This is a genomic window from Tsuneonella dongtanensis (genome assembly GCF_001698205.1).
Taxonomy (GTDB): Bacteria; Pseudomonadota; Alphaproteobacteria; order Sphingomonadales; family Sphingomonadaceae; genus Tsuneonella; species Tsuneonella dongtanensis.
Genome location: NZ_CP016591.1, coordinates 482,219 through 506,505, shown reverse-complemented (window position 1 = coordinate 506,505; position 24,287 = coordinate 482,219). Strand labels below are relative to the sequence as shown.

Sequence of the window (24,287 nt, the reverse complement as noted above, 5' to 3'; positions counted from 1 at the left end):
CGAGGGTCGCTCGGTGACTCCCGATCAGCGCGATCGCCTCGACACCGCAGTCGCCGCTTTCAGGGATCGCCAGTTCGGCCGGGCAGCGGACGGCTTGCGCCAGCTTGCGAGCGAACTCGCGCCGACCGACATGCCGTGGGAACTGCTGGCCAACGCCGAGGCGGCGACCGGCGACAGGGCAGCAGCCATGTCGGCGCTCGATCGCCGGCTGGCGCTCGATATCCGGAGCGTGCCAGCGCTGCTCCTCAAGGCGCAGCTGCTCGAGCAGGACGGCGATTCCGGGGGAGCGACGAGCCATTACCAGGCTGCGCTCAACCAGAATGCGGTTTCGGGAGGGTGTCCGGAGCAGTTGCGCCCGCTCCTGGAGCACGGGCAGGCGTACATTGGCAAAAGCCAGCAGCGCTATGCGGAGTATCTGCGCGACACGATCGGCAAGCCGCCGAGCCCGCGGCTCGCGATGGCGCTGGACCTCATGGCGGGGAAGCGGGAGGTTTTCCTGCAGCAACCGTCGGTGTTCTATTTTCCCGAGCTGCCGCAGCGGCAGTTCTACGAACCGGCTGAGTTCCCCTGGCTGGAGCCAATGCTTGCCTTGGTTCCCCGGATGCAAGCCGAGCTTGAGGCGGTCGAGAACGCGGCGGGCGCTGCGGATTTCACACCTTACGTCAAGGCCGAGCCCAATCGTCCCGCGCCGAACAACCCCTTGCTCGACGATCCGGCCTGGGGGGCATTCTATTTCTGGCGGGGCGGGGAGCGGGTGGCGGCCAACGCCGACCGGTGTCCGGCGACCATGGCTGCGCTGGAGCTTGCACCGATGCCGCGCATCGATGCCCGGTCACCCGTCTCGCTCTGGTCGCGCCTCTTGCCCGGGGCGCACATCCGCCCTCATCACGGGATGCTCAACACGCGGCTGATCTGCCACATTCCGATCCGAACCGCGCCGGGATGCACCTTGCGGGTCGGCAACGAGGTGCGTGAATGGCGGGACGGGGTGCCCCTAGTGTTCGACGACAGCATCGAGCACGAGGCGCGCAACGATGGGGACCGGTCGCGCACCGTGCTGCTGTTCGAAATCTGGCGACCGGAAATCGCCCCCGACGAGCGTGAGGCGCTGGCCCGGCTTTTCGCTACGATCGCCGCCTACAACGAGTAGACCCCGGTCCCAGGCCCTTGCCTAGGCCAGGTGCTCGGCGAAGAACGCCTCGGTGCGCGAGTCGGCGAGGTTCGCGCCGGCTTCGTCGCGGCGATTGCCCATCTCCGCAGCGAAACCGTGATCGAGGCCTTCGTAGTCGTGCAGAGTGACCTTGGGGTGGTCGTCGAGCCCGGCGTGCATGTTTGCCTGGGCGTCCGGCCCGACGAAATGGTCGGCGGTCGGGATATGCAGCATCAGAGGGTTGGCGATGGCGTGCGATTCGCCGAGCATCTGGTCGATCATCACGCCGTAGTAGCCGACCGAGGCATCGATGTCGGTCCGCGCCGCGGCCATGTAGGCCATCCGTCCGCCAAGGCAGAACCCGACGAGGCCCACCTTCGCGCAGCCAGCCTCGCCCTTGAGCCAGTGGATCAGCGCCTCGATGTCGCGGACGCACGCATCCGCATCGAATTGACCCATGTTTTCAAGGGCTTTCTGGAACTGCTCGGGCACGTCGGGGTCCAGTTCCTCGCCCTCTGCGAAGCGCCAGAAGATATCGGGTGCGGCGGCCAAGTAACCTTTCGCAGCCCAGTCGTCGCACTTGGCCCGGATGCCCGGGTTCACCCCGAATATCTCGGGAATGACGATGATCGCGGCGGTCGCGTCATGCTCTGGACGCGCGACATAGGCGGGGAACGCTTCGTCCCCCTCAAGGGTCGGGATTCGGGTGAGGTCGGTCATGGTATCTCCCTGGCTTATGCAAGAGCGTAACGGCGCGTGATGGACTTTGCCAAGCCCGTGTGACAGGTGTCGCAGGCGATAACGCAGGAGCGCGGGATGAAGGTCCATATCGAGATCGACTGCACCCCCGAGGAAGCGCGTACCTTCATGGGGCTTCCCGACGTGGGCAAGGCGAACGAGGTCTACGTCGATCTCATGGCGAAGGCGATGAAGGGCGTGGGCAGCGTGGACAAGCTGCAGGAAATGGCCGGACAGATGGCGCCGATGGGCCAGATCGGCATGAAACTGTTCCAGAATTTCATGGAAGGGGCCACCGCTGCGAGCAAGGGTTCGCAGGGCGGGCGTAGCACGAACAAGGACGAGTAGCGCGCCGCCGCACTGGGCCGGCCGTTCGGATCGAACCGATGGATACCATCTTCGCGCTGTCCAGCGGTGCTCCTCCCGCGGGAATTGCAGTCGTGCGGATCAGCGGGCCCGAAGCGAGCGCTGCGCTCGCGGGCCTCGCCGGCCGACTGCCCGCCCCGCGCCATGCAACCGCGGCAACCTTGCGTCGCTCCGACGGAAGCGAGCTCGACCGGGCGCTGGTGATATGGCTGCCCGGTCCGGGAACCGCCACCGGGGAAGACGTTGCCGAGCTCCATCTCCACGGTGGCCGCGCGGTCGTGGCGGCCGTCGAAAACGCTCTGGCCGCCATTCCAGGTCTCCGGCACGCCGAGCCGGGAGAGTTCACCCGCCGCGCCTTTGCGAATGGCAGGATCGATTTGTCCGAGGCCGAAGGGCTGGCGGATCTTCTTGCCGCCGAGACCGAGCAACAGCGGCGTGCAGCGCTTGCGGTGGCGGGCGGGGCTCTTTCGCGGCAGGTCGATCGGTGGCGGGAAAGGGTGCTTGCGCTCTCGGCGGCGGTCGAGGCCGTGCTCGATTTCGGTGATGAGGACGACGTCGGCGAGCTTCCGGGGGATTTCGTCCACGGGGTTTCCGCATTGGCCGACGAGATAGCCGCCTGGCTCGCGCGTCCCCCGGCCGAACGGCTGCGCGACGGGGTGAGGGTGGTTCTCGCCGGCCCGCCCAATGCTGGAAAGTCCAGTCTGTTCAATGCGTTGCTGGAGACCGACGCGGCCATCGTTACCGACATCCCCGGGACCACGCGCGACACGCTGGAGCGGCCGGTCGCGGTCGATGGAACTCCACTGGTCCTCGTCGACACGGCGGGCGTGAGGGCTAAAACGAGCGATCCGATCGAAGCCATGGGCATTGCCCGTGCCGAGGCGGAGTTCGCGCAGGCGGACATCGTATTGTGGCTGGGACCCGAAGGGGAGGGTCCTGCGGGAGCGTTCGAAATCGACGCCAAGATCGATACGCAAGCGGGACGCAAAAGCGCGCCGTTCGCTGCCGTGTCCGCTTCGACCGGCGAGGGGATAGCGAGGCTATGGGCCTATATCGTGCGGGAAGCACGGGCCGTGTTGCCCGTTCCCGGCGAGGTTGCTCTCAATCGTCGCCAGCGGGAGGTTCTGGAAGTCGCGATAGACGAGCTGAGGGACGGGTTCTTGAGCGACCCACTGATCGTGGCGGAGCGACTGCGGATCGTGCGGCATCAGTTCGATCGGATCACGGGCCGCGCCTCGACCGAAGACATGCTCGACGCGCTGTTCGGGCGGTTCTGCATCGGAAAGTGATGTTTCACGTGGAACATCGGAGGTTTTGACCGCCGGGCGTCGCTCGACTAGGGGCGTGGCCATACCATCATGCGCGAATTCGACATCATCGTAGTCGGCGGAGGTCACGCCGGGGTCGAGGCGGCAGCCGTTGCCGCCCGGATGGGTGCGCGCGTCGCACTGGTGACTTTCGATCGCGCAACGATCGGTGCGATGAGCTGCAACCCGGCGATCGGAGGACTGGGCAAGGGCCACCTCGTGCGCGAGGTCGACGCCTTCGACGGACTGATCGCCCGGGCAGCGGACACTGCCGCCATACATTATCGGATGCTAAACCGGTCCAAGGGCAGCGCAGTCTGGGGCCCACGCATCCAGGCCGATCGCACCCTTTTTCGTGGCGCAGTTCAGGCACTTCTGGCGCGGCAGGGTGACCTGACAGTCATGGAGGGCGAAGCAGCGGCCCTTTCTCTCTCCGGCGACCGGGTATCGGGACTGTCGCTTGCCGATGGCACCGCGCTTGCGGCGAAGGCTGTCGTTCTGTGTACCGGGACCTTTCTTGGTGGGCGGTTGTTCCGCGGAGAGGAGCGCCTTGAGGGTGGGCGTATCGGGGAGAACGCTGCCCATCGCCTCGCCTCACAGCTGCGAGACGCCAACCTACCCATCGCGCGGCTCAAGACTGGAACGCCGCCCCGGCTGGATGGGCGCACGATCGATTGGGCCGTTCTGCCCGAGCAGCACTCCGATCCTGACCATTGGACAATGTCCCCACTGACCCGCGGACGGTGCAATCCGCAGCTAGCCTGCGCGATCACGCGGACGAATGTCGCAACGCACGACCTGATCCGTGGCGCGCTTGATCGGTCGCCGCTCTTCAGCGGCGCGATCGGCGCAGCGGGGCCGCGCTATTGCCCGTCAATCGAGGACAAGATCCATCGCTTCGGTGACCGGGATGGCCACCAGGTCTTTCTGGAGCCCGAGGGACTAAGTTCGCACCTCATCTACCCGAACGGGATCAGTACGTCGCTTCCCACCGACGTCCAGATCGCAATGGTTCGCACCATGCCGGGTCTCAAGAACGTAGAGATTGTGGTGCCCGGTTACGCGGTGGAGTACGACCATATCGACCCGCGAGCACTCGATCGCACCCTTCAGGTGCGCGCGATTCCAGGTCTTTTCTGCGCTGGTCAGATCAATGGGACCACGGGATACGAAGAAGCAGCCGCCCAGGGCCTCGTCGCCGGTATGGGTGCTGCGGCATCCGTCTTGGGCCGCGAACCGGTGTCGCTCGACAGGTCTAACTCCTATCTGGCGGTCATGGTCGACGACCTCACATTGCACGGAGTTTCAGAGCCCTATCGGATGCTTACGTCGCGAGCTGAGTATCGGCTCCGTCTGCGCGCAAGCAATGCCGTGACGCGCCTGACGCCTATGGCGGCGTATATCGGCGCACTGGGCCCGGAACGATCGGAATGGGTTCGAGAGAGGGACGAGCTGCGTTCCACGTGGAACAACGCGCTGGATCGGAACGTGTCCGGAAAGGAACTCAACGAGAGCGGCGTGGAAGTGCGCCGAGACGTTGCGGCAAAATCTCTCCGCGAGTGGATATCCCACGGACTTGGGGCAGGCGAGCTGTCGACGATGCTACCCGAGGGTTTCACGGCGGACGAAGTAGGTGTCGAGCTACTCGAGGACGCCGCGTATGCCCCCTACGTGGCGCGCCAAGACGAAGAATTGCGCAGCCTCAAAGCGGCGGAGAATCACGCAATCCCGGACGATTTCGCGTTCCGCTCCGTACCGGGCCTCTCCAACGAGATGATCGAGCGTCTGGAAGCAGCGAGGCCTTCGACGCTCGCCGCGGCCGGTCGGGTGAGGGGGGTAACCCCGACCGCACTGGCGGCACTCATGGTTCATATCCGGCGCCCGAGAGCAGAGGCGGCATGATCGTCGATGAGGCGCAAGCGCGGGCGTTCGTCGCCGAGCGGTGCGATGCCGACGCGCTGGATCGGCTCGAGGACTTCGCGGAGACGTTGAGGGAAGAGAACGGGCGCCAGAACCTGGTATCGGCTGCATCGCTCTCGACAATATGGCAGCGGCACATTGCGGATAGCGCACAGCTGCTCGATCATCTCCCCGCTGGCCACAATGGACCTTGGATGGACCTCGGCACGGGCGCGGGTTTTCCGGGACTGGTTATCGCGGCAATGCGCCCTGGGCTGGAAGTTGAGCTGGTCGAATCGCGGCGGCTGCGAATCGACTGGCTGGAACGGTGCAAGGAGGCCCTGCACCTTGCGAACTGCACCGTCATCGGTTCGCGTCTCGAGCTCGTCCCCGACCACAAAGTGAACGTTTTGAGCGCGCGCGCGTTCGCGCCGCTGCCCAAACTCGTTGCGCTTGCGCGCCGCTTTTCCACAGGCGACACAGTGTGGTTGTTGCCCAAAGGACGGTCGGCGGAGCAGGAAGTCGCGGAACTACCGAAGCGATTGCGCCCGATGTTTCACGTGGAACACTCGGTCAGCGACCCCGAGGCGGGCATCGTGGTCGGAAAAGTGGCGGAAGGATCCGGTCGATGATCACCATTGCAGTCGCCAACCAGAAAGGCGGGGTGGGCAAGACGACCACGGCGATCAACATCGCCACCGCCATGGCTGCAACCGGCTGGAAAACCTTGCTTATCGACCTCGATCCGCAAGGAAACGCCTCGACCGGGATGGGTGTCGGCACCGACGACCGCGAACGATCGAGCTATGACCTCCTCGTCGATGGGGCATCGCTCGAATCGTGCATAGCGCCGACGTCGATCCCGGGCCTGGATATCGTCCCGGCTACGGTCGACCTGTCCGGAGCGGAGGTGGAACTCGTCAATGTCGAGGACCGAACCGCGCGACTGACCAAGGCCCTGGCAGACCACCGGGGGCACGAAATCGCCTTCATCGACTGTCCGCCGTCGCTCGGCCTGCTGACGCTCAACGCGCTTGGTGCCGCCGATACCCTGCTCGTGCCGCTGCAGTGCGAATTCTTCGCGCTGGAGGGCTTGTCGCAGCTCCTGCTCACGGTCGAGCGCGTCCAGCAGCGTTTCAATCCCGACCTCGGGATCATCGGCGTGGTGCTCACCATGTTTGACCGCCGCAACCGCCTGACCGACCAGGTCGCCGACGATGTCCGCGCCTGTCTTGGCCCACTCGTGTTCGAATCGGTGATACCGCGCAACGTCCGCCTCTCCGAAGCGCCCAGCCACGGGCTTCCGGCACTCGTCTACGATCACAACTGCACCGGCAGCCGCGCCTACATGGCCCTCGCGCGCGAACTGATCGGCCGTCTTCCTGCCGAAAGGAAAGCTGCATGAGCGATCCGACCGACCCGATTCGCTTCTCGATCCCCGATCGACCGAAGGACGATACGCGCAAACGGCTCGGAAAGGGGCTCGGTGCGCTGCTCGGGGAGACACGGCGCGAGGAACCTCTCGTAACGTCAAAAAGCGATGGAAGTTCAACCAGTTCCGTGTCTGGCGGACTCGCATCCCTGCCTGTATCGGCGATCGAGCCGTTGCCCGGACAGCCACGCCGTCGGTTCGACGAGGCGGCGCTGGAGGAACTCGCCGCCTCCATCGCGCAGCGCGGGGTGATCCAGCCGGTTATCGTCCGGCCGCTTGCTGGTGGACGCTTCCAGCTGGTCGCCGGCGAGCGGCGCTGGCGGGCGGCGCAGAAGGCGCGCTTGCACGAGATTCCTGCGCTGGTGCGCGACCTCGAAGAGCGCGAGGTGATGGCGCTTGCGCTGATCGAGAACCTCCAGCGCGAGGACCTCAATCCGGTCGAGGAGGGGCGTGCCTACCAGAGCCTCGCCGAATCGGAAGGAATGAGCCAGGCCGAGATCGCCGCTTTGGTCGACAAGTCCCGCAGCCACGTCGCCAATCTCCAGCGGCTGCTCCAGCTTCCCGAGCCGGTGCTCGACCTCGTCGAGGAAACCAAGCTCTCGATGGGGCACGCGCGCGCTCTGATCGGTCATCCCGACGCGGTCATGCTCGCGGCGAGGGCGGCACGCGACAACCTGTCGGTTCGCGAAGTCGAATCGCTCGTCCGTCGCAGCACCTCCAAGGAAGGAACGCGCCGGCAAGCCCGGGTTGCCCGCGATCCGGCGAAGGACGCGGATATCGCCGCGGTCCAGCGGCACCTTGAGGAGTTCCTCGGTCTTACAGTCCGAATCAAGACGGACGACGATCCGCGCTCCGGCGCAGTAACGATCCGTTATCGAACGCTCGACCAACTTGACCTTATTTGTCAAAGGCTTACGGGCGGCGATATCTGAAGTCCGATCGTCCTTTCGCGACAAGGTGAGCAAGCAGGCTTAAACGGCCGGTAAGTATTTGCCGCTAATGGCCCGCTCTGATGGGGGCCACTTGCCTTTCTTGCGCCAGGCAACTGCGCGTGCTCGTGATGGCGACGGGCGCGGTTGCCGCGCTATGCGCTTCACCGGCCAGTGCCCGCGAGAAGACCGCCACGACCGAAGTGCTCCTGCGCGTTGCGTCGACCTGTCGGGTGCAGGCTGACTGGCTCAATTTCGGATTTCCGCCCAAGGGCGCCACAACCGCGACTGCCTCGACGACGGTGACGCTTCAGTGCACGCCGGGCGTCGCCTACCGCGTAGGCATCGACAACGGCCTTCATTTCGACGGAGCAAGCCGACGGATGTATGGCGGTCAGGCCCAGGGCAAGGTCTGGTATGCGACATATCGCATCTATCGCGATGCGGCGCGGTTGCTCCCTTGGGGCGATACGCCGGCGAACAGCGTCCTCGGCACCATGCCGCTGACCGGTACGACCGTGCTGCCCGTCTTCGGCACCGCCGACCTCAAGAACGTACGTGCCTCGGAATACCGGGACACCGTCACCGTTACGCTCGAATTCTGATCAGCGCCACTTTCGAACAGCTCGGGATGTGCCCGGGCCGGAAGCGCGCATCTGCCTGCGTGTTTAACTTCGAATTAACCACGATGTCCTAGGTATTCGAACGGACGGAAGAACTAACGGGCTGTCAAGCCTTTAGCGAATTTTCAAGACTTGCGGCGTTATGGCGCACCCCGGCCGATTGGCCAGAGACCTAAGGGGACCTTTCACATGCGTAAGATTGCCGTAACCGCCGCCCTGGCTGCCGCGCTGGCCGCGACGCCTTCGCTTGCCGCCGAAAAGACCGCTGACATGGAAGTCACGCTCAACGTGCTCAACAACTGCACGCTGCAGACTCCCGCCGCCCTCGACTTCGGCACCGTGACCGACGTGACGACGGCGACCGCCAGCGGCACCGCAACCGTCAACTGCACGATCGACACGGCCTACGACCTGTCGATCAGCATGGGCGAAAACGAATCGGGCGGCTTCCGCCGCATGGCGAATGCCGACGCGACTGCATTCGTGCCGTACTACATCGAGATCGACGGCTCCTCCGGCGCCTTGAGCGGTACCGGTACCGGCGCCGATGTCGACCACTCGCTCGCGGGCGTCCTGAGCCCGTCGGGTCCGGTGGCCGCCGACAGCTACGCCGACCTCGTCGTCGTTTCGCTGCAGTACTGACCCACTTCAAGGAAAGCCCCTGCCGATGATCCGTCGTTCCCTGTTCTTCAGCCTCGCTGCAGCGCTCGGGATCGGCGGATCGCTGGTCGGGATGGCGTCCACTGCTTCGGCCCAGGGCCAGGCGGAGGCCGCCCAGATCGCCGACATCGGCGGTGCCAGCCTGTCGATCGCTCCGCTTCGTACGGAGATCGACAGCGGCACCTCCGGGGCGACGGTCTATCTGAGCAATACCTCGTCGCGCGAGATTGCTGTCCAGTCGCGCCTCTTTGCCTGGAACCAGGCCGAAGGTGCGGATGCTTATGCGCCGACGAACGAACTCGTTCTTTCCCCGTCCATTTCGATGATCCCTCCCGGGGAGACCCAGATCGTGCGCATCTTGCGCAAGGCCGGGTCAAGTCCGGGGGAAAAGCGGTTCAGGCTGGTCGTCGACCAGTTGCCGGACCCCAAGAGCGTGAAGGCCGGTCAGGCCGCAACGCGCATCCGCTTCTCGCTTCCCGTGTTCGTCGATCGCGACACGGCCACAGCCCCCAGCTTTGCCTGGAAACTGAAGGACGACCGACTCGAACTCGCCAACAGTGGCGGTGCGACGGCGCGGATCGTGAATCTCGCGGTGAAGACTCTTGGTGGGGAAGACGTCCAGCTCGGCGAGAACTCGCTGCGTTACGTCCATGGCAACTCGACAATCACCTGGCCGATCGGAAGGGGCTGCTCTCTCGGCGCGGTGAAGATCGTTGCGCAGATCGACGGCCAGACGGTCGATGCGCAGCCCATCGCTTCGTGCAGCTAGACCGCTTCTAGCCCTCGCGGCCGGTTTCGCCGGCCTCCTCTCCCACTCCGCACAGGCGCAAAGCGACCCGTTCGCCCTGCCCAAGACGCTGACTGTGGATTCGGCCCAGTCGATCGAGACCGGGCCCCTGCTGTCGGAAATCGTCGTCGACGGGCGCCAGAAATCGCGCATGGTCACAATCGAGGGCAAGGGGGACAATGCCACCATCGATGCCGAGGAGGCGCGTGCGGCAGGGCTGCCCGTTCCTTCCGGCGCCAAGGGCCAGATCGCGCTCGCCTCGCTCAAGCTTTACCAGTGGAAGTACGATTCGTTTCGCCAACGGCTCACCGTGGCGCTGTTCCGGCAGAACGACGGGCCCAACTTTCGCGACCTGAGTGCGCGCAACTATGGTCCCAGCGAGAGCACGCCGCTGCTCGCCGTCAGGCTCGACTACGACCTCACCACGGCGATCACTCCGCGCGAGGTCACGGCCGGTGGCCTGTTCGACGCCGCACTCGTCCGCGGCAATCTCTCGTTCTCGACCAGCGCCCGGATCCTGGGTTCGACGGGAGATGGAGGGGTCAAGGCAACAAGGCTCGATTCTCGGCTCGAATACCTCTGGGATCGCAAGGGGCTTGTCGCCACAGCCGGCGATTTCACCAGCGCCGGCAGCCACTCCCAGCGTCCCGTCAGGATGGCCGGACTCAAGCTCGGTACCGACTTCGACCTCCGTCCCGACCTTGTCGGACTGCCGCTTCCCGCCTTCAGCGGGACGGTGGCGGTGCCGACCACGATCGACATCGTCAACGCCGACCGCAGCAGGGAAGTCGCCAAGCTCGAGCCCGGCGATTTCACCGTCCAGAACATTCCCGCACCGCTCGGCCGCGGCCAGGTCACTGCAGTCCTGCGCGATGCCCTGGGGCGCGAAACGATCCAGACCGCGCGTTTCTATGTTTCGCGGGACCTGCTCGCACCGGGACGATCGGCCTATGCCGTCAACGCCGGTTTCGTCCGACGAAGATACGGACTGGCCAGCGCGGACTACGGTCCTGCGGCCACGTCCCTCTATTATCGCAGAGGTCTCTCTCCGGGACTGACAGTCGAGGCCAGCGGTGAGTGGACCGCCGGCCTCGTCAACGTGGGTGCGCGCGCCGATTTCGTGATCGCGAAGTTGGCTAAGGCAACTTTCGAAGGGCGCTTCAGCGATGACGCGGACGCGGGATCGGGCCGGCTTGTGAACTTTGGATTCGAGTCCATCGCGACAAAGTTGGGCCTGATTGCCGGCGCAACTTTGCCTGGCGCAACTTATCGCGACGTAGCCAGCAGGCTGGGAGATCCCACGCCGCCCAAGCGTTTGTTTGCAAACGCTTTCTATCGTCCGACAGACGATATACGGATGCAGGTGGGCGTCGTCCGCTCTGAAGAGAGAGCCGATCCGCGCTTCGCAAGGCAGGCGCGGCGGATCGATTCTGCGGTCGCCAGCGTGCAGGCCGAGGTATTCGGTGGCGCGCGGGCGATCCTCGCCGCCAACTACCGCAAGGCCAACGGTGTCGCCGAACGGTCGGTTTCAGCGGGCCTGTCGTTCTCGTTTGGTGGCCGCAACCGGGTGGCGGCGCAGGCCAAGTACGGCACCAACGACCGGTCGGGTGGGATCTACTTCTCCCGCGATGAAGAGCGGGAAGGCGACATCGGCTACGGCTTCTCCGCACGAACCGACCAGGGCGACCAATCGATCAACGGTCGGGTCGGCTGGCGCGGGCGGATGATGCAGCTCGACGGCGAGGCGGAGTGGGTATCGGGCCGCCCGGCGGTTCGCGCCAACGCGCGCGGGTCGCTGCTGCTCGCAGGGGGTCAGATATATGCCCGCAATCGCTCGCAGACCGGGTTCGCGCTCGTCCAGACGGGCACGGTAGCGGACGTTCCGATAACTCTCGAGAACCGATTCGTCGGGAAGACTAACGCCAAGGGCCGATTGCTGGTCCAGGATATCGCACCGCGCTTGCCCGTGCGGATCGACGTCGACGACAAGCAGCTTCCGCGCGATGCCCTGGTGCGCGAAACGAAGCACGTGATCCGCGTGCCGCAAAGAGCGGTCGCGCTGGTCGAGATCAACGCGATCCGGTTCGTGCCGGTCATGCGGGTCCTGGTCGACTCGGCCGGCAATGCGCTTTCGCCCGGGCTGCCCGTTCGCGCTCAGCCTTCGGGAGAAGTCTCGCTGACCGGGTTCGACGGCTATGCGGAAATCAATGCTGGCGCGGGCGATCGCCGCCTGATCGTCGGCACTCCCGGGAGCGGGTGCGTGGTCGACCTGACCGGCGTGGACCTCGAGGCCGGTGACGGACCGCTGGTCTGCGTCCCGTCGACGATCGCCGCCGACGACATCGAGCCGCGGACGGTGGCCAAGCGGAACGGTCGCAAGCCTGCCCGGGCCGCGCGCGGGCTCTCCCCCGCCGACCCACCGCGCGCGACCGTCCTGGCTGCTACTTCGCCTTGATCAGCTTGGTGCGCTTGTCGGCGCGGGGCGCGGGGGCGGGCTGACGAATGATCTTGGTCTGCGTCGTCGAGTGCGACTTCGCATGCGGTTTCGCCGGCACGTCGACCCATTCCTCGGTCACGTATTCGCGAACGACGGCGCGCTGCGGGACCTGGACGAGCACCGGAACGTAGGCGATCGCCGGATAGGCATAGCCGTATCCGTAACCATAGGCGGGGTGGCCGTAGCCGTATCCCGGTTGACCTGCGGCCATGTAGCGATCGAGGTACATGGCGCATTCGTCCTCGCGGCGACGGTTGCCGGCGGCACCGATAGCGGAGCCGATCGCGAGGCCGGCAAGTCCGCCGACACCGGCGCCCAGCAATGTGCCGGCCAGGCGTTCCGAATCCCATGCGCGGTTGCCGATGACACCACCGGCCACGGCGCCGAGCAAGCCGCCGATAACCCCGGCGCGATCCCTGCGGTCGACGCCGCGAATGCGATCGCGGCAATCGGCCAGCCACGCCTCGCGATCGAAGCGGGGGGGTGCCGGGAGATGGCCGACATGATGCGGTGCCGGATAAGGATAGGCCGGCCCGGCGTGCGGCACGGCGTGGTGTTGCGGGGGATACGGCGTCGCGGAATGCGACATGGGATGTCCCGGATGGGAGTGAGGCGCCGCCGGCGCGGCAACCCCTTCGACCTCCACGATCTCGACCGGAGGGGTGACGATAGCGCCCGGCACCGACTGGATCACCGGATCGCTACGGAAGACGACCTCGCCTTCGGGAACAGGCTCGGCGTACTGATACCCCGGGTCCGACTGTGCCAGTGCGGGTGCAGCAATTGCGAAGGTGCTGACCGCAGCGGTCAGGGCGAACAGGCGGTGTGCGGTCATGCGCAAGATTCCCCAGTTTGCGCGCGATCGTCGGATGATCGACTCGGAGCGCGCGTTAACGGAAAATTTAGCATTACCTAACGCAGGCGCCCAAGGGTCCGCGGCGCGCGTGTCCCGAAACGGGTCGCTCAGATCCTGTGCGACAGCATCTCGGCCAGCGCCTCGATGCCCGCCGCATCTTCCGCGTCGAACCGGGCGAGTTCGGGGCTGTCGAGGTCGATCACGGCGACCACCCCGGCGCCCTTCCGGACAGGAACGACGAGCTCGCTGCGACTCGCCGCATCGCACGCGATGTGCCCGGGAAAAGCGTGAACGTCCTCGACCAGCTGGGTCGTGGCGGTGGCGGCCGCGGTGCCGCAGACCCCTGCGCCCATGGCAATGCGGATGCAGGCCGGACGTCCGATGAACGGCCCGAGGATCAGTTCGTCGCCAACAACGCGGTAGAAGCCGGCCCAGTTGAGGTGCGGCAAATACTCCGCCATCAGGGCGGCGACATTGGCCATGTTGGCGATTGCATCCGGCTCGTTTTCCGTCAGCGCATCGGCCGCCTGAAGCAGATCGCGATAGAGTTCGGGCTTCGGCAGTGCCGCGTCGGGTCGAAAATCGTACATCCGCCGCGCTCTAGCGTCGCGCGCCGTTGCCGCAAGCGCTCGGCTCGCCTAATCGTGGTGGAATGAGCACCGGCCGCAAGATCCTCGCCGGCGTCCTTGTCGCGATCCTCGTGGGTCTGGGCATCGTCGCCTATCTTCTCACTCCCGATCGGGCACGCCAGCCTTTGGCGGATGTCGCCGGTACCGACCCCGAGCTCCTCCGGCCGCGCTACGAATCGTTTCCGACCGTCGGCATCGCCGAACCGACCGGCTGGGCTGCGAACGAAGTCCCCACCGCAGCGGAAGGGCTGGCCGTCACCCGTTTTGCGGACGGACTCGACCATCCGCGCACACTCTACGTTATGCCCAACGGCGATGTCCTGACGGCTCTGACCAATCGCCCTCCCAGTACCGGCCCAAGCGGGATCGAGGGCATGATCGCCAAGTTCCTCTTCCGCAAGGCCGGCGCCGGAGGGGCCAGCGCGAACAAGATCGCCCTCCTGCGCGATACCGACGGCGACGGGCGCGCCGAGCAGAAGACGCTCCTGTCGCACCCGGCGCTTTCGTCGCCTTCGGGAATCGCCTGGAAGGACGGAACGCTTTACGTGGCCAACCACGATGCACTGCTTGCCTTCGCATACGAGGAAGGTGCCACTGCACTGACGGGAACGCCCAAGAAGCTCATGGACCTGCCGCCAGGCGGCAACCACTGGATGCGCAACATCGCGCTCTCCCCCGACGGCGAGCGCATCTTCATCGCCGTGGGTTCGGCTTCGAATGTCGGCGAGCGAGGCATGGAAGTCGAGCAGGGACGCGCGGCCATCTGGGACTACAACCTCGAGACCGGCCAGCAGCGCCAGTATGCCAGCGGCTTGAGGAATCCCAACGGGCTTGCCTTCTCGCCGTGGAGCGGAGAGCTGTGGACCACGGTCAACGAGCGCGACATGCTCGGATCCGACCTGGTGCCGGACTACCTGACAAACGTTCCGATCGGCGCGCAGTACGGCTGGCCCTGGGTGTGGTGGCGCAACAACTTCGACGACCGGGTCGATCACCCCACCCCGGTCGGCTTCAACCCCGATTACATCCGCCTGCCCGAATATGCCCTTGGCCCGCACGTTGCGGCGCTTGGCCTCGCGTTCACCGGCAACGGATCGACGCTGGGCGACAGGTTCGGCTCGGGCGCGGTAATCGCGCGTCACGGATCGTGGAACCGTGAGCCGAAGGCGGGTTACGACGTGGTCTATGTCGCGTTCGACGGGCGCGGCAACCCGACCGGCAAGCCGGTGCCGGTGCTGACCGGCTTCCTTGCCGATGACGGCAAGACGACCCGTGGTCGGCCCACCTGGGTCGCTTTCGCCAGGGATGGCGCGCTGCTGGTGACCGATGATACCGCCGGAATCGTCTGGCGGGTCACCGCCCCCGGGGGCAAGCCATCCGCGGCGATCGACAAGATCACCGGCGACCGCATGCCACCCCAGCGTGAATTGCGCGGAGGGACTGCGACGTTCGGCGATGATTTTGCCCGGAACCCGGTGCCTTAGCCTAAAGCGTCCGACCCTCGCGGCCAGCCAGCTCGACGACGAACTGCCACGCGGTACGGCCCGAGCGGGCGCCGCGCCGCTTCGACCATTCGAGCGCGTCACCCTGCTTCCACGCCAGCCCGAGCGGGTCTGCATAGGCGGCGATGATCGCGAGGTAATCGTCCTGGCTCGCGGCGTGGAAGCCGACCGACATGCCGAACCGGTCGGCCAGCGCCTGCAGGTCGTCGAGAGCATCGCGCGGATTGACCGGGTCGTCCTGCTCGTTGAGGTGGCGCGGAACGATCGCGCGCCGGTTGCTGGTGACGGCAAGGCGGACATTGCCCGGCCGCGCCTCGACCCCGCCTTCGAGCCATGAGCGCAGGTGCCGCGGGCCGACCGTGTCGCCCTCGGCGAACCCGAGGTCGTCGAGGTAGACGAGGAAGTTGCGCGAGACACCTCCGAGCGCAGCAAACAGCGCTGGCAGGGTGGGCAGGGCGTCGGCGGCGACCTGGACGAGAGCGAGTCGCCCTGATTCGGCTTCCTGCGCAGCCACCGTCGATGCGCGGACGAGCGCGCTCTTGCCCATTCCGCGCGCGCCCCACAGCAGCATGTCGTGCGCAGCCGCGCCTGCCGCGAGCCGCGCGACGTTCTGCGCGACAGCGTCCTTCTGTCGATCGATGCCCTTGAGCTGGTCAAGCGCGGGAGCGTCGATTCGCTCGACGGGCCGCGCGTGCGTGCCGTCCCAGACGAAGGCCGGCGCCGCGGTCCAGTCGGTTTCGTCGTGGGCGGTTGGCGCAAGACGCTCGAGCGCTGCGGCAATCCGCTCGAGCGGATCGCTCATGCGACGAGCGCCTCTGCGTCGAGCGCGTAGAACAGGTCCGCGCCGCTCCGGGCCGCGGCAGCCATTCCGAGCGCTTCGGGCACCACGTGGTCGAGGAAGTAGCGGGCGCTGACCGGCTTGCTCCTCGCCAGCGAAGGCGCGGCCCCTGCCGCCACGGCTTCGGCCTGACGAGCGAGCTGCCACCCGGCCACGGCCACCGCGCACATCGCGGTGAAGGGGACGCTACCGGCCAGGCGGTCGTCGAGCGATGCGTCTTCCCGCATCCAGAGCGCGATGTCCCGGCACGCCTGTGCGAGCGCGGCCAGCGGACCGCTCGTGCCGCGCTCGACATCGGCCAGCAGGGCGTCGAGCGCCTCGCCGCCGTCGAGGCCGAGCTTGCGGGTGACGAGGTCAGCCGCCTGTATGCCGTTGGTGCCTTCGTAGATCGGCGCGATGCGGGCATCGCGATAGTGCTGCGCGGCGCCGGTCTCCTCGACGAAGCCCATGCCGCCGTGGACCTGCACGCCGATGCTGGCGACCTCCACCCCCACGTCGGTCCCCCAGGCCTTGAGCATCGGCACGAGGCACTCGGCCCGCGCCGCTGCGCCGGCATCGCCCAGCGTCCCGCGATCGACCTGCCCGGCGGTGTAGTAGAGCAGTGCCCGCGAGGCTTCGGTCAGCGCCTTCATCCGCAGCAGCATCCGGCGCACGTCGGGATGCTCGATGATCGCGACTGGACTGCGGTCGGGCGATCCCGCGCGGACCGACTGCACGCGGTCCCTGGCATAGGCCATTGCCGCCTGCGTCGCGCGCTCCGCCACCTGCACGCCCTGGTTGCCGACGTTGATGCGCGCATTGTTCATCATCGTGAACATCGCCATCAACCCGCGGTTGGGCTCGCCGACGAGCTCGCCCACGCACTCGCCGCTGTCGCCGTAGCTCATCACGCAGGTCGGCGAGGCATGGATGCCGAGCTTGTGTTCGAGGCTCACGCACTTGAGATCGTTGCGCGGGCCGAGCGATCCGTCGGGTTTCACAAGGTACTTCGGGACCACGAACAGCGAAATGCCGCGGCTGCCCTCAGGTGCGCCGGGCAAGCGCGCGAGGACGAGGTGGACGACGTTCTTCGCCAGCTCGTGCTCACCCCAGGTGATGAAGATCTTGGTACCCGCGATCCGGTACTTGCCCGCGTGTTCTCCCTCTTCGATCGGCGCTGCGGTGGCGCGCAGGGCGCCAAGGTCGCTGCCGGCCTGGGGCTCGGTAAGGTTCATCGTCCCCGACCATTCCCCGCTGATCATCTTCGGCAGGTACAGCGCCTTCTGCGCCTCCGAACCGTGCTGCTCGAGCGCGTCGATCGCGCCCGTGGTCAGCATGGGCAGGAGGTTGAAGGCGAAGTTCGCCGTGCCGAGATTCTCGAGCACGTTGACGCCGAGACTGAACGGCAGCCCCTGACCGCCGAACTCCGCCGGAGCCGCGATCGCGTTCCATCCCTGCTCGACATAATGCGCGTAGGCGTCGGCGAACCCGTCGGGCAGGCGCACCACACCATTCTCGAGCTTTGCGCCTTCAAGATCGCCAACCCGGTTGAGCGGGGCCCATTCCCCGGCTGCGAACTGGCCGATCCCATCGACGATGGCTTCGACCATTTCGGGCTCGGCAGCGGCGAAACGGTCCGATTTGGCAAGCTCGCCGATACCCGCGCAGACCTCTAGCGCGAGCAGTTGGTCGGCGGTGGCGGGGCGGTACATGCGCGCGGGACTCCTTGCAGGGCGTGCCAAGCGCTTATAGCGCGGCGCGATGGGCGACAAGCACGCTACGGAAAGGCTGGATGCCGGGGCCGAAGGGATCGCCCGGGCTGCGGCCTTGCTCGAATCGGGCGCGCTGGTCGCCCTTCCGACCGAGACGGTATATGGCCTCGCGGGGAGGGCGGATCGCGTCGAGACGGTCGCCGCGATCTATCGCGCCAAGGGCCGGCCCGACTTCAACCCGCTGATCGTGCACGTGCCGGACCTCGCGGCAGCGGAGCGGATCGCACGGTTCGACGATCGTGCGCGGATGCTCGCGGACCGTTTCTGGCCTGGCCCGCTGACGCTCGTCCTGCCGATGGAGGGCGGTGCACCCGTCGCCGCCGCAGTGACCACCGGGTTGCCGACGGTCGCGCTGCGCTGTCCCGCGCATCCGGTCATGCAAGAGGTGCTGGCGGCAGCGGGTGTGCCGTTGGCGGCGCCCTCGGCCAACCGCAGCGGGGCGGTCAGTCCCACCACGGCGGGCCATGTGCTGGCCTCGCTCGATGGGCGGATCGATGCGGTGCTGGACGGCGGGCCGTGCGAGGCCGGGGTGGAATCGACGATCGTCGCGCCGCGGGCCGCGGGCTGGCAACTTCTCCGCGAGGGGCCGATCGCTCGGGAAGTCCTGGTGGACTTGCTCGGCGAGCCGCTGCCCATCAGCGCGAAGCGTATCGAGGCGCCCGGCCAGCTCGCCCAGCACTATTCCCCGGGAAAGCCGGTTCGCCTCGAAGCGAGGAGCGCGGGGGCCGACGAGTTTATGATCGGCTTTGGCGGGGTGCCAGGCGACTGCTCGCTTTCACCGACCGGGGATCTCGCCGAAGCTGCGGCGCGGCTCTACGAGTGCCTCCATCTCGCGGCGGCGTCTTCTAAGGCCGGAGTGGCGGTCGCACCGGTTCCGGATACCGGGATCGGCCGCGCGATCAACGACCGGCTGCGGCGCGCGGCCGCCTAGCGAGGCTCTTCGGGCTCGTAGGGGACTTGCGGCATCAGTGCGCGCATTTCCGCGTTGACGGCGGCCGCATCGTCGCACGCCCGGCGCACCCCTTCGAGGCATTTCTTCTGGAGCTTGTCGCGTTCCCGCTCCAGCTGTCCGAGGCGCTCCTCGCGCTTGCGGATCTCGCGCCCGCGCTTTTCGTCCGCCTCTGACTGGCTGGTGGTGGCAAGATCGACCGCCTTGGACGCCACGCGGACCGGCGCGGTCGCAACGTCGAATGCCGTCTTCGCGAGGCAGCCCGACAAGCCGAACGCCGCGATCGGCAGGAGAACGAGTGTTGGGCCGCGCATCGTGCAATCCTTGTGAGGCGATGCACGGCCCTAGGAGGACTCGGGTTGCAGGTCGATGAACTACTCGGGCTTGCTGGGCGCTTCGGGCGCAGCAGGCGCTTCCGGAGCGCTTGGTGGTGTAGGTGGCGTGGGAGGTGAATCTCCGCTGCCCGCATTGCCGGCAGTCGCCTGGGCCTCGCCCCGGTCGCACTTGAGCGTGCCGGAGCCCATCGACTTGATCGTGCACTTGGCATCGCCCTTTACGGCGACCGTGCCCGATCCCATCACGGTCGCCTTGACCGTTCCGTTCGAGGCGAACGACGCGTCGCCCGCGCCGGCAATCGTGACTTCGGCGGTCTCGGCATAGAGTTCGGCCATGTCGGCGCTGCCCGATCCGGCGACGGTCAGTTCGAGATTGTCGACCTTGCCGGCGGCGCGGTAACTGCCCGAGCCGGCGATCGTAACTTCATGCTTCGACGAATCCACCCGCGCGACCTTGGCCGTTCCGCTTCCCGCAATCGTCACTTCCGACTCGCCGGCGAGCGAGTTCGCATCCACCGTGCCGGAACCCGCTACGACGAGCTTCTCGAGCCCCGGCAGCGTGACCGTGACGGTAGCCTTTTCGTCGCCATCATACGCGCCCTTCTTGCGCATGATGCCGAGCGTCTTGTCGTCGAGCGTGAAGCGCAGTGCCGCGACGGCCTCGGGATCGCCGGCCACGTCGATCCGGAGCGTGCCGCCATCCTTCACCACGACCGAGTCGGGCCCGGCGAGGGCGATGCCAGTAGGTGACTTCCCCTCGGTCTCGAGCTCGGCGAGCGGGACGCCCTTTTCGCCATTGATCGAGATATTGCCGTCGCAGGCGGCGGTGCCGAAAGCGGCGGCTATCGCGAAGACGGGGGCAATCCCCTTGATGATCTTGTGCAGCATGTCGTGTGCCTCGTCGGTTGCGTATTGCCGATATAATACAGCAAGCGACCCGGGGCAACGGTGCAAAGGAAAAGGGCCGCCCGGTGGGCGGCCCTTTGTCGGCTCGAAACGACCGTCGGTCGAAATCAGGCCTCTTCGGTGTTCTCGTAGTACTGGGGCGCGTGTTCGCGCAGCACGGCGAGGATCTTGCCGAGCGCCGCCGGCTCATCGGTCTTTTCCATCGCCGCCAGCTCGCGGGCGAGACGGCTGGAGGCTGCTTCGAAGATCTGGCGCTCCGAATACGACTGCTCGGGCTGGTCTTCGGGGCGGAACAGGTCGCGCGTCACTTCGGCGATCGACACCAGGTCGCCCGAGTTGATCTTCGCTTCGTATTCCTGCGCGCGGCGCGACCACATGGTGCGCTTCACCTTGGGCTTGCCCTTCAGGGTCTCCATCGCTTCCTTGAGCGTCTTGTCGCTCGACAGCTTGCGCATGCCGATCGATTCGATCTTGTTCATCGGTACGCGGAGCGTCATCCGCTCCTTCTCGAAGCGCAGGACGTACAGCTCGAGCTGCATTCCGGCGATCTCCTCCTTCTGGAGCTCGATCACACGGCCGACACCGTGCTTCGGATAGACCACGTAATCGCCGACGTCGAAGGCGGGGGCCTGGGAAGCCATCAAAATTCCTTTCGTGCGGACACGATCACGGGCAAGACCGACAGACTTCCTGGCGACCGGGCATACGCGCGGTCGGGTCGAATCCTGTCGTTTTGCTGGTGTGCTCGCGCCTTTCTGACCGTTCGCTTGAGCCGTCGGGAATCGCTCACCGGCGGGCTTGTTGGATTATATAACATAATCGCAACAAAATTTCTAGTCCGCGCGTCGCGGCGCGGACTCGGACGGCTAACGGCGGCGTAACGGGCTTCGCTAGCGACCTCAGTCGCCTTCGCCGGGCTCCGGCGTGAAGAACTTTTCAAACTTGCCTTCTTCACCCTTGTGCTCGTCCGCGTCTTCCGGCGGATCCTTCTTCTGGGTGATGTTCGGCCATTCGGCGGAGAACTTGGTGTTGAGTTCGAGCCACTTCTCGAGCCCGTCCTCGGTATCGGGCAGGATCGCCTCGGCCGGGCATTCCGGCTCGCACACGCCGCAGTCGATGCACTCGCTGGGGTTGATGACCAGCATCGTTTCGCCCTCGTAGAAGCAATCGACGGGGCAGACCTCGACGCAGTCGGTGTACTTGCACTTGATGCACGCGTCGGTGACGACGTAGGTCATTGCGGCTGGCCCCCTTCAGGCGTTTCGTGTTCGGTCGCAGCTATGGCGGGAAACGCTTGCGGGTCAAGCGTGCGGTAGCAACCTTGCGCTTCTGCCGCGGGTCCGCGCCGGACGGGAAGGGCGAGAACCTCGATCACGCGCACACCGGACGGAAGCGGAATGGTCAGCGTGTCGCCTGCGCCGACATCCTGGCTGGCGCGCGCAACCCGGCTGCCGTTGCGGCGGATGTGACCGGTCGCGACCAGCGCCTGTGCCTGGGCCCGCGTCTTGGTGAGCCTGAGCTGCCAGAGGAGCTTGTCGATCCTCATGCGATCGGCGTCACAAAGCGAGATCGGCGAGCGCGGCAAAGGCGGAGCCCTGGCGGGGTTTGGCCTGTACCGGCGCAACGCCCCGCCGTGCCGGGCGCCAACTCCACCTGTCGGGAGTGGGCGGTCCGAATGCCTCCGTGGGGAGCTTTCGCCCGCGCTGGACCTTGAACCCCGCGGCTCCGAGCAGGCGCGCCCAGCTTTCGACCCTCAATCCGGTGGAAACCGCAAGCGCGGGATCGAGCGTGAAATTGCGCGTCCTGGACGCGACCCGGGCTTCATGCGCCGTCCGCACGAGCTTGTCGGCTACATCGACCCGAACCGCCTGCTCGCCTGCGGACCGGTAACCTGCAGGGAGATTCTTTGCCGAGGACAGGACAGAGGGCATTTGTGCCGCGAGCGGTCGGCGATCGATTCCGGCCGCCGCGAAGGCTGCCCGCGCGGCCGGCTTGAGCAGCGCCGGGGCAAACACGTCGAGCGCCCCGAAGACGACGCCAAGACGGCGCAGGTACGGACGCGCTTCCCGCGGAAGATGCTCGATACCGACCCGCTCGCGGGACATCGCGCCGTGCCCGGCGACCAGGTTCAGGAGAAGCGCGCGCGCTTCGCTTCCCGCCGCCGGATCGCGTGCGGCCTGCTCGATCTTGGCCAATGGGGCGAGGGGAGAGAGTTGCACCGCGAGCCACGCTTCGATGGCCGAGACCAGGCGCTTGCGCTCTGCCTCGGGAATCGGCGCAAGGTCGCGGGACGGCAGGATCCTGAGCGTCGTCGCCGATGCGCCGCGCTCGACCACCGCGAGCTCGCGACCGCGCCACCGCAGCCGGCCATGCGATAGCTCGATCCCCGACATGTCTTCCGACAGCGCCAGTGCCCGCTGGGCGAGGAGGCGCGGCAAGGCCTTCTCCGCCGCGGCGAGCAGCATTTTCCGGTCGGCATGGTCGGCCAGCGGATCCACCACGAACCGGAAGCCCTCGAGGTGGCCGATCGCCTCGCCCTCGACCGTCACGACGTCATCGTCGGCCAGCGCGACCGGCAGGAGGGCGGGATCGGTGCCGAGGCTCTTCATAAGGATTGCTGTCCTCCGGTTGACGAAACGCTCGGTCAGGCGCGCGTGGAGCGCGTCGGACAGGCGCGCCTCCACCGCGCGGGCGCGGGCGGCCATCTCGTCGCGCGCGAGCACCCAGTCGGGACGCTGCGCGATATAGGCCCACGACCGGATCGAGGCGATCCGGCCCTGCAACGTGTCGATGTCGCCCTGCGGCCGGTCGAGTTCCGCGATCCGCGCGGCCATGTAGTCGGCCCCCAGGTGCCCGTGCCGCAAGTCCTGCCACAGCCGGGCGACGAAACGCGCATGGGTATCCGCGCCGCTCTGGCGAAAGTCGGGTAGCGAGCAGACCTCCCAGAACCGCCGGACGAGCCCGGGCGTCGTGACGTCGCCCGCCAGCGGCTCTTCGGCAAGGCGCTTCAGCACTGCAAGGTCGATCGCCTCGGGCGCACGGACGAGGCCGGGTTCCCCGGGTGGCGCCTCGAGGTCCTCTATCAACGCGGCCAGGGTGTCGTATCGAGGCTCGGCCTCGCGCCAGTAGAGCGAAGTCAGCGGCGCGAAGCGATGCTCCTCGATCGCGTAGACTTCCTCGTCGGTGAATTCCGGAGAGTTCGCGCCGGCGCCCGACAAAGCCCCGAAGGTCCCGTCGGTCTGGTGCCGACCCGCGCGCCCGGCGATCTGTGCCATCTCGGCCGGGGTGAGGCGTCGCTGGCGCACGCCGTCGAATTTGGAGAGGCCCGCGAACGCGACGTGGCGGACGTCGAGGTTGAGCCCCATGCCGATCGCATCGGTGGCGACGATGTAGTCGACCTCGCCCGATTGAAAGAGCGCGACCTGCTTGTTGCGCGTTTCGGGGGAGAGTCCGCCCATGACCACTGCCGCGCCTCCGCGGAACCGGCGCAGCATCTCGGCAACCGCATATACCTGCTCGGTCGAGAACGCGACGACGGCGCTTCGCGGCGGCAGGCGGCTGAGTTTGGTCGTGCCAGCATAGCGCAACGTGGAGAAGCGCGGGCGGGTCACGATCTCGGCCCTGGGGATCAGGGCGCGGACCATCGGCTCGAGCGTAGAGGAGCCGAGCAGCATCGTCTCTTCGCGCCCGCGGGCATTCAGCAGCCGGTCGGTGAAGATATGCCCCCGCTCGCGGTCTGCGGCGAGTTGCGCTTCGTCGAGTGCGACGAAGGCATGGCCCCCGCCCGTTCGGGGCATGGCCTCTGCCGTGCAGCAGAAATAGCGCGCATCCTTCGGCTCGATCCGCTCCTCGCCGGTGATCAGTGCGACCGCCTTCTCGCCCTTGATCGCGACGACCCGGTCATAGACCTCGCGCGCCAGCAGGCGCAGCGGAAAGCCGATCGCGCCAGAGGAATGGCCGCACATCCGCTCGATGGCGAGGTGGGTCTTGCCCGTGTTTGTCGGCCCGAGGACCGCCTTGATCGTCACGCCTGCCAATGTGGCATCGGCCACGCCGCCTGCCAACCGGTCGCCGCGCACGACCCACAGCCCGTCCCGCGCCAGACTCCAATCGTCCGATTTTAGGGCGGCGTT

The 24,287-nt window shown here is 66.7% G+C and carries 24 protein-coding genes; 13 read left to right on the top strand and 11 right to left on the bottom strand.

Going from position 1 to position 24,287, the window contains the following annotated elements; genetic code table 11:
• The first annotated feature begins 13 nt into the window (after nucleotides 1–13).
• Nucleotides 14–1,150: an aspartyl/asparaginyl beta-hydroxylase domain-containing protein gene (locus tag A6F68_RS02385; RefSeq protein ID WP_067675834.1), complete on the top strand. Its 1,137-nt coding sequence runs from the start codon at nucleotides 14–16 to the stop codon at nucleotides 1,148–1,150.
• A 21-nt stretch (nucleotides 1,151–1,171) separates the two neighbouring features.
• Here A6F68_RS02385 and A6F68_RS02380 read toward each other — a convergent pair whose 3' ends face one another.
• Complete coding sequence (locus tag A6F68_RS02380; RefSeq protein WP_067675833.1) at nucleotides 1,172–1,870, bottom strand: dienelactone hydrolase family protein; 699 nt, start codon at nucleotides 1,868–1,870, stop codon at nucleotides 1,172–1,174.
• A gap of 96 nt (nucleotides 1,871–1,966) precedes the next feature.
• On the opposite strand from A6F68_RS02380, the gene A6F68_RS02375 reads away from it, so the two are divergent.
• The 10 genes from A6F68_RS02375 (at nucleotide 1,967) to A6F68_RS02330 (ending at nucleotide 12,346) form a co-directional block, all read left to right on the top strand.
• Nucleotides 1,967–2,236, top strand: coding sequence for a DUF6489 family protein (locus tag A6F68_RS02375; RefSeq protein WP_067681886.1), 270 nt, complete (start codon nucleotides 1,967–1,969; stop codon nucleotides 2,234–2,236).
• 38 nt (nucleotides 2,237–2,274) lie between these two features.
• Nucleotides 2,275–3,543 carry a tRNA uridine-5-carboxymethylaminomethyl(34) synthesis GTPase MnmE gene (mnmE, locus tag A6F68_RS02370; RefSeq protein ID WP_067675829.1) on the top strand — a complete coding sequence of 423 codons (1,269 nt, stop codon included), beginning with the start codon at nucleotides 2,275–2,277 and terminating at the stop codon, nucleotides 3,541–3,543.
• Between the two features lie 69 nt (nucleotides 3,544–3,612).
• Complete coding sequence (mnmG, locus tag A6F68_RS02365) at nucleotides 3,613–5,463, top strand: tRNA uridine-5-carboxymethylaminomethyl(34) synthesis enzyme MnmG (protein WP_067675824.1); 1,851 nt, start codon at nucleotides 3,613–3,615, stop codon at nucleotides 5,461–5,463.
• Entirely contained in the window at nucleotides 5,460–6,092 is a 633-nt protein-coding gene (gene rsmG, locus A6F68_RS02360; RefSeq protein WP_067675818.1) for a 16S rRNA (guanine(527)-N(7))-methyltransferase RsmG, read from the top strand. Before mnmG ends, rsmG begins: the two co-directional genes overlap by 4 nt.
• Nucleotides 6,089–6,865, top strand: a complete 777-nt coding sequence (locus A6F68_RS02355; protein ID WP_067675809.1) for a ParA family protein — start codon at nucleotides 6,089–6,091, stop codon at nucleotides 6,863–6,865. Before rsmG ends, A6F68_RS02355 begins: the two co-directional genes overlap by 4 nt.
• The gene (locus A6F68_RS02350; protein WP_067675806.1) at nucleotides 6,862–7,824 is read left to right on the top strand and encodes a ParB/RepB/Spo0J family partition protein; all 963 of its coding nucleotides are present in this window, start codon (nucleotides 6,862–6,864) and stop codon (nucleotides 7,822–7,824) included. The genes A6F68_RS02355 and A6F68_RS02350 overlap by 4 nt, the downstream gene beginning before the upstream one ends.
• 80 nt (nucleotides 7,825–7,904) lie before the next feature.
• Entirely contained in the window at nucleotides 7,905–8,426 is a 522-nt protein-coding gene (locus A6F68_RS02345) for a Csu type fimbrial protein (protein WP_084001523.1), read from the top strand.
• 207 nt (nucleotides 8,427–8,633) lie between these two features.
• The gene (locus A6F68_RS02340) at nucleotides 8,634–9,086 is read left to right on the top strand and encodes a Csu type fimbrial protein (protein ID WP_067675800.1); all 453 of its coding nucleotides are present in this window, start codon (nucleotides 8,634–8,636) and stop codon (nucleotides 9,084–9,086) included.
• 25 nt (nucleotides 9,087–9,111) lie between these two features.
• Complete coding sequence (locus tag A6F68_RS02335; protein WP_067675797.1) at nucleotides 9,112–9,873, top strand: fimbrial biogenesis chaperone; 762 nt, start codon at nucleotides 9,112–9,114, stop codon at nucleotides 9,871–9,873.
• Nucleotides 9,845–12,346 (top strand): fimbria/pilus outer membrane usher protein, encoded by a 2,502-nt coding sequence (locus tag A6F68_RS02330; protein ID WP_084001521.1) that lies wholly within the window; start codon nucleotides 9,845–9,847, stop codon nucleotides 12,344–12,346. The genes A6F68_RS02335 and A6F68_RS02330 overlap by 29 nt, the downstream gene beginning before the upstream one ends.
• On the opposite strand, the gene A6F68_RS02325 is transcribed toward A6F68_RS02330, so the two are convergent.
• A complete protein-coding gene (locus tag A6F68_RS02325; RefSeq protein WP_067675791.1) occupies nucleotides 12,333–13,223 on the bottom strand; it encodes a glycine zipper 2TM domain-containing protein in 891 nt (296 codons plus the stop codon). The genes A6F68_RS02330 and A6F68_RS02325 overlap by 14 nt on opposite strands.
• A 128-nt stretch (nucleotides 13,224–13,351) precedes the next feature.
• Nucleotides 13,352–13,834, bottom strand: a complete 483-nt coding sequence (locus tag A6F68_RS02320; protein WP_067675788.1) for a GAF domain-containing protein — start codon at nucleotides 13,832–13,834, stop codon at nucleotides 13,352–13,354.
• A 62-nt stretch (nucleotides 13,835–13,896) separates the two neighbouring features.
• Here A6F68_RS02320 and A6F68_RS02315 point away from each other — a divergent pair, with 62 nt between their 5' ends.
• Nucleotides 13,897–15,357 (top strand): PQQ-dependent sugar dehydrogenase, encoded by a 1,461-nt coding sequence (locus A6F68_RS02315; RefSeq protein ID WP_067675785.1) that lies wholly within the window; start codon nucleotides 13,897–13,899, stop codon nucleotides 15,355–15,357.
• Between the two features lies 1 nt (nucleotide 15,358).
• Here the strand turns inward: A6F68_RS02315 and A6F68_RS02310 are convergent, their stop codons facing one another.
• Complete coding sequence (locus A6F68_RS02310; protein WP_067675782.1) at nucleotides 15,359–16,177, bottom strand: DUF815 domain-containing protein; 819 nt, start codon at nucleotides 16,175–16,177, stop codon at nucleotides 15,359–15,361.
• Nucleotides 16,174–17,904 carry an acyl-CoA dehydrogenase gene (locus A6F68_RS02305; RefSeq protein ID WP_067675779.1) on the bottom strand — a complete coding sequence of 577 codons (1,731 nt, stop codon included), beginning with the start codon at nucleotides 17,902–17,904 and terminating at the stop codon, nucleotides 16,174–16,176. The genes A6F68_RS02310 and A6F68_RS02305 overlap by 4 nt, the downstream gene beginning before the upstream one ends.
• Nucleotides 17,905–17,953: 49 nt before the next feature.
• Between A6F68_RS02305 and A6F68_RS02300 the strand changes: the two genes are divergently transcribed.
• A complete protein-coding gene (locus tag A6F68_RS02300) occupies nucleotides 17,954–18,895 on the top strand; it encodes an L-threonylcarbamoyladenylate synthase (protein WP_067675776.1) in 942 nt (313 codons plus the stop codon).
• On the opposite strand, the gene A6F68_RS02295 is transcribed toward A6F68_RS02300, so the two are convergent.
• From A6F68_RS02295 to A6F68_RS02270, 6 genes are all read right to left on the bottom strand, one after another.
• Entirely contained in the window at nucleotides 18,892–19,227 is a 336-nt protein-coding gene (locus A6F68_RS02295) for a hypothetical protein (RefSeq protein ID WP_067675773.1), read from the bottom strand. The genes A6F68_RS02300 and A6F68_RS02295 overlap by 4 nt on opposite strands.
• A gap of 60 nt (nucleotides 19,228–19,287) precedes the next feature.
• Nucleotides 19,288–20,136, bottom strand: coding sequence for a head GIN domain-containing protein (locus A6F68_RS02290; RefSeq protein ID WP_067675770.1), 849 nt, complete (start codon nucleotides 20,134–20,136; stop codon nucleotides 19,288–19,290).
• A gap of 125 nt (nucleotides 20,137–20,261) precedes the next feature.
• On the bottom strand, nucleotides 20,262–20,795 hold the full coding sequence (locus A6F68_RS02285) for a CarD family transcriptional regulator (protein WP_067675767.1): 534 nt from the start codon (nucleotides 20,793–20,795) through the stop codon (nucleotides 20,262–20,264).
• Nucleotides 20,796–21,053: 258 nt separating this feature from the next.
• Complete coding sequence (gene fdxA / locus A6F68_RS02280; protein WP_067675765.1) at nucleotides 21,054–21,392, bottom strand: ferredoxin FdxA; 339 nt, start codon at nucleotides 21,390–21,392, stop codon at nucleotides 21,054–21,056.
• On the bottom strand, nucleotides 21,389–21,700 hold the full coding sequence (locus tag A6F68_RS02275) for an RNA-binding S4 domain-containing protein (RefSeq protein WP_067675762.1): 312 nt from the start codon (nucleotides 21,698–21,700) through the stop codon (nucleotides 21,389–21,391). Before A6F68_RS02275 ends, fdxA begins: the two co-directional genes overlap by 4 nt.
• 10 nt (nucleotides 21,701–21,710) lie before the next feature.
• Entirely contained in the window at nucleotides 21,711–24,233 is a 2,523-nt protein-coding gene (locus A6F68_RS02270; RefSeq protein ID WP_418368989.1) for a helicase-related protein, read from the bottom strand.
• Nucleotides 24,234–24,287: the final 54 nt, after the last annotated feature.

Coding starts and splice junctions, on each gene's coding strand:
- A6F68_RS02375 (WP_067681886.1), top strand. CDS start 1,967: ATGAAGGTCCATATCGAGATCGACTGCACCCCCGAGGAAGCGCGTACC.
- rsmG (WP_067675818.1), top strand. CDS start 5,460: ATGATCGTCGATGAGGCGCAAGCGCGGGCGTTCGTCGCCGAGCGGTGC.
- A6F68_RS02340 (WP_067675800.1), top strand. CDS start 8,634: ATGCGTAAGATTGCCGTAACCGCCGCCCTGGCTGCCGCGCTGGCCGCG.
- A6F68_RS02355 (WP_067675809.1), top strand. CDS start 6,089: ATGATCACCATTGCAGTCGCCAACCAGAAAGGCGGGGTGGGCAAGACG.
- A6F68_RS02380 (WP_067675833.1), bottom strand. CDS start 1,870: ATGACCGACCTCACCCGAATCCCGACCCTTGAGGGGGACGAAGCGTTC.
- mnmE (WP_067675829.1), top strand. CDS start 2,275: ATGGATACCATCTTCGCGCTGTCCAGCGGTGCTCCTCCCGCGGGAATT.
- A6F68_RS02345 (WP_084001523.1), top strand. CDS start 7,905: ATGGGGGCCACTTGCCTTTCTTGCGCCAGGCAACTGCGCGTGCTCGTG.
- fdxA (WP_067675765.1), bottom strand. CDS start 21,392: ATGACCTACGTCGTCACCGACGCGTGCATCAAGTGCAAGTACACCGAC.
- A6F68_RS02290 (WP_067675770.1), bottom strand. CDS start 20,136: ATGCTGCACAAGATCATCAAGGGGATTGCCCCCGTCTTCGCGATAGCC.
- A6F68_RS02275 (WP_067675762.1), bottom strand. CDS start 21,700: ATGAGGATCGACAAGCTCCTCTGGCAGCTCAGGCTCACCAAGACGCGG.
- A6F68_RS02335 (WP_067675797.1), top strand. CDS start 9,112: ATGATCCGTCGTTCCCTGTTCTTCAGCCTCGCTGCAGCGCTCGGGATC.
- mnmG (WP_067675824.1), top strand. CDS start 3,613: ATGCGCGAATTCGACATCATCGTAGTCGGCGGAGGTCACGCCGGGGTC.
- A6F68_RS02300 (WP_067675776.1), top strand. CDS start 17,954: ATGGGCGACAAGCACGCTACGGAAAGGCTGGATGCCGGGGCCGAAGGG.
- A6F68_RS02330 (WP_084001521.1), top strand. CDS start 9,845: ATGCGCAGCCCATCGCTTCGTGCAGCTAGACCGCTTCTAGCCCTCGCG.
- A6F68_RS02315 (WP_067675785.1), top strand. CDS start 13,897: ATGAGCACCGGCCGCAAGATCCTCGCCGGCGTCCTTGTCGCGATCCTC.
- A6F68_RS02285 (WP_067675767.1), bottom strand. CDS start 20,795: ATGGCTTCCCAGGCCCCCGCCTTCGACGTCGGCGATTACGTGGTCTAT.
- A6F68_RS02310 (WP_067675782.1), bottom strand. CDS start 16,177: ATGAGCGATCCGCTCGAGCGGATTGCCGCAGCGCTCGAGCGTCTTGCG.
- A6F68_RS02320 (WP_067675788.1), bottom strand. CDS start 13,834: ATGTACGATTTTCGACCCGACGCGGCACTGCCGAAGCCCGAACTCTAT.
- A6F68_RS02295 (WP_067675773.1), bottom strand. CDS start 19,227: ATGCGCGGCCCAACACTCGTTCTCCTGCCGATCGCGGCGTTCGGCTTG.
- A6F68_RS02305 (WP_067675779.1), bottom strand. CDS start 17,904: ATGTACCGCCCCGCCACCGCCGACCAACTGCTCGCGCTAGAGGTCTGC.
- A6F68_RS02350 (WP_067675806.1), top strand. CDS start 6,862: ATGAGCGATCCGACCGACCCGATTCGCTTCTCGATCCCCGATCGACCG.
- A6F68_RS02325 (WP_067675791.1), bottom strand. CDS start 13,223: ATGACCGCACACCGCCTGTTCGCCCTGACCGCTGCGGTCAGCACCTTC.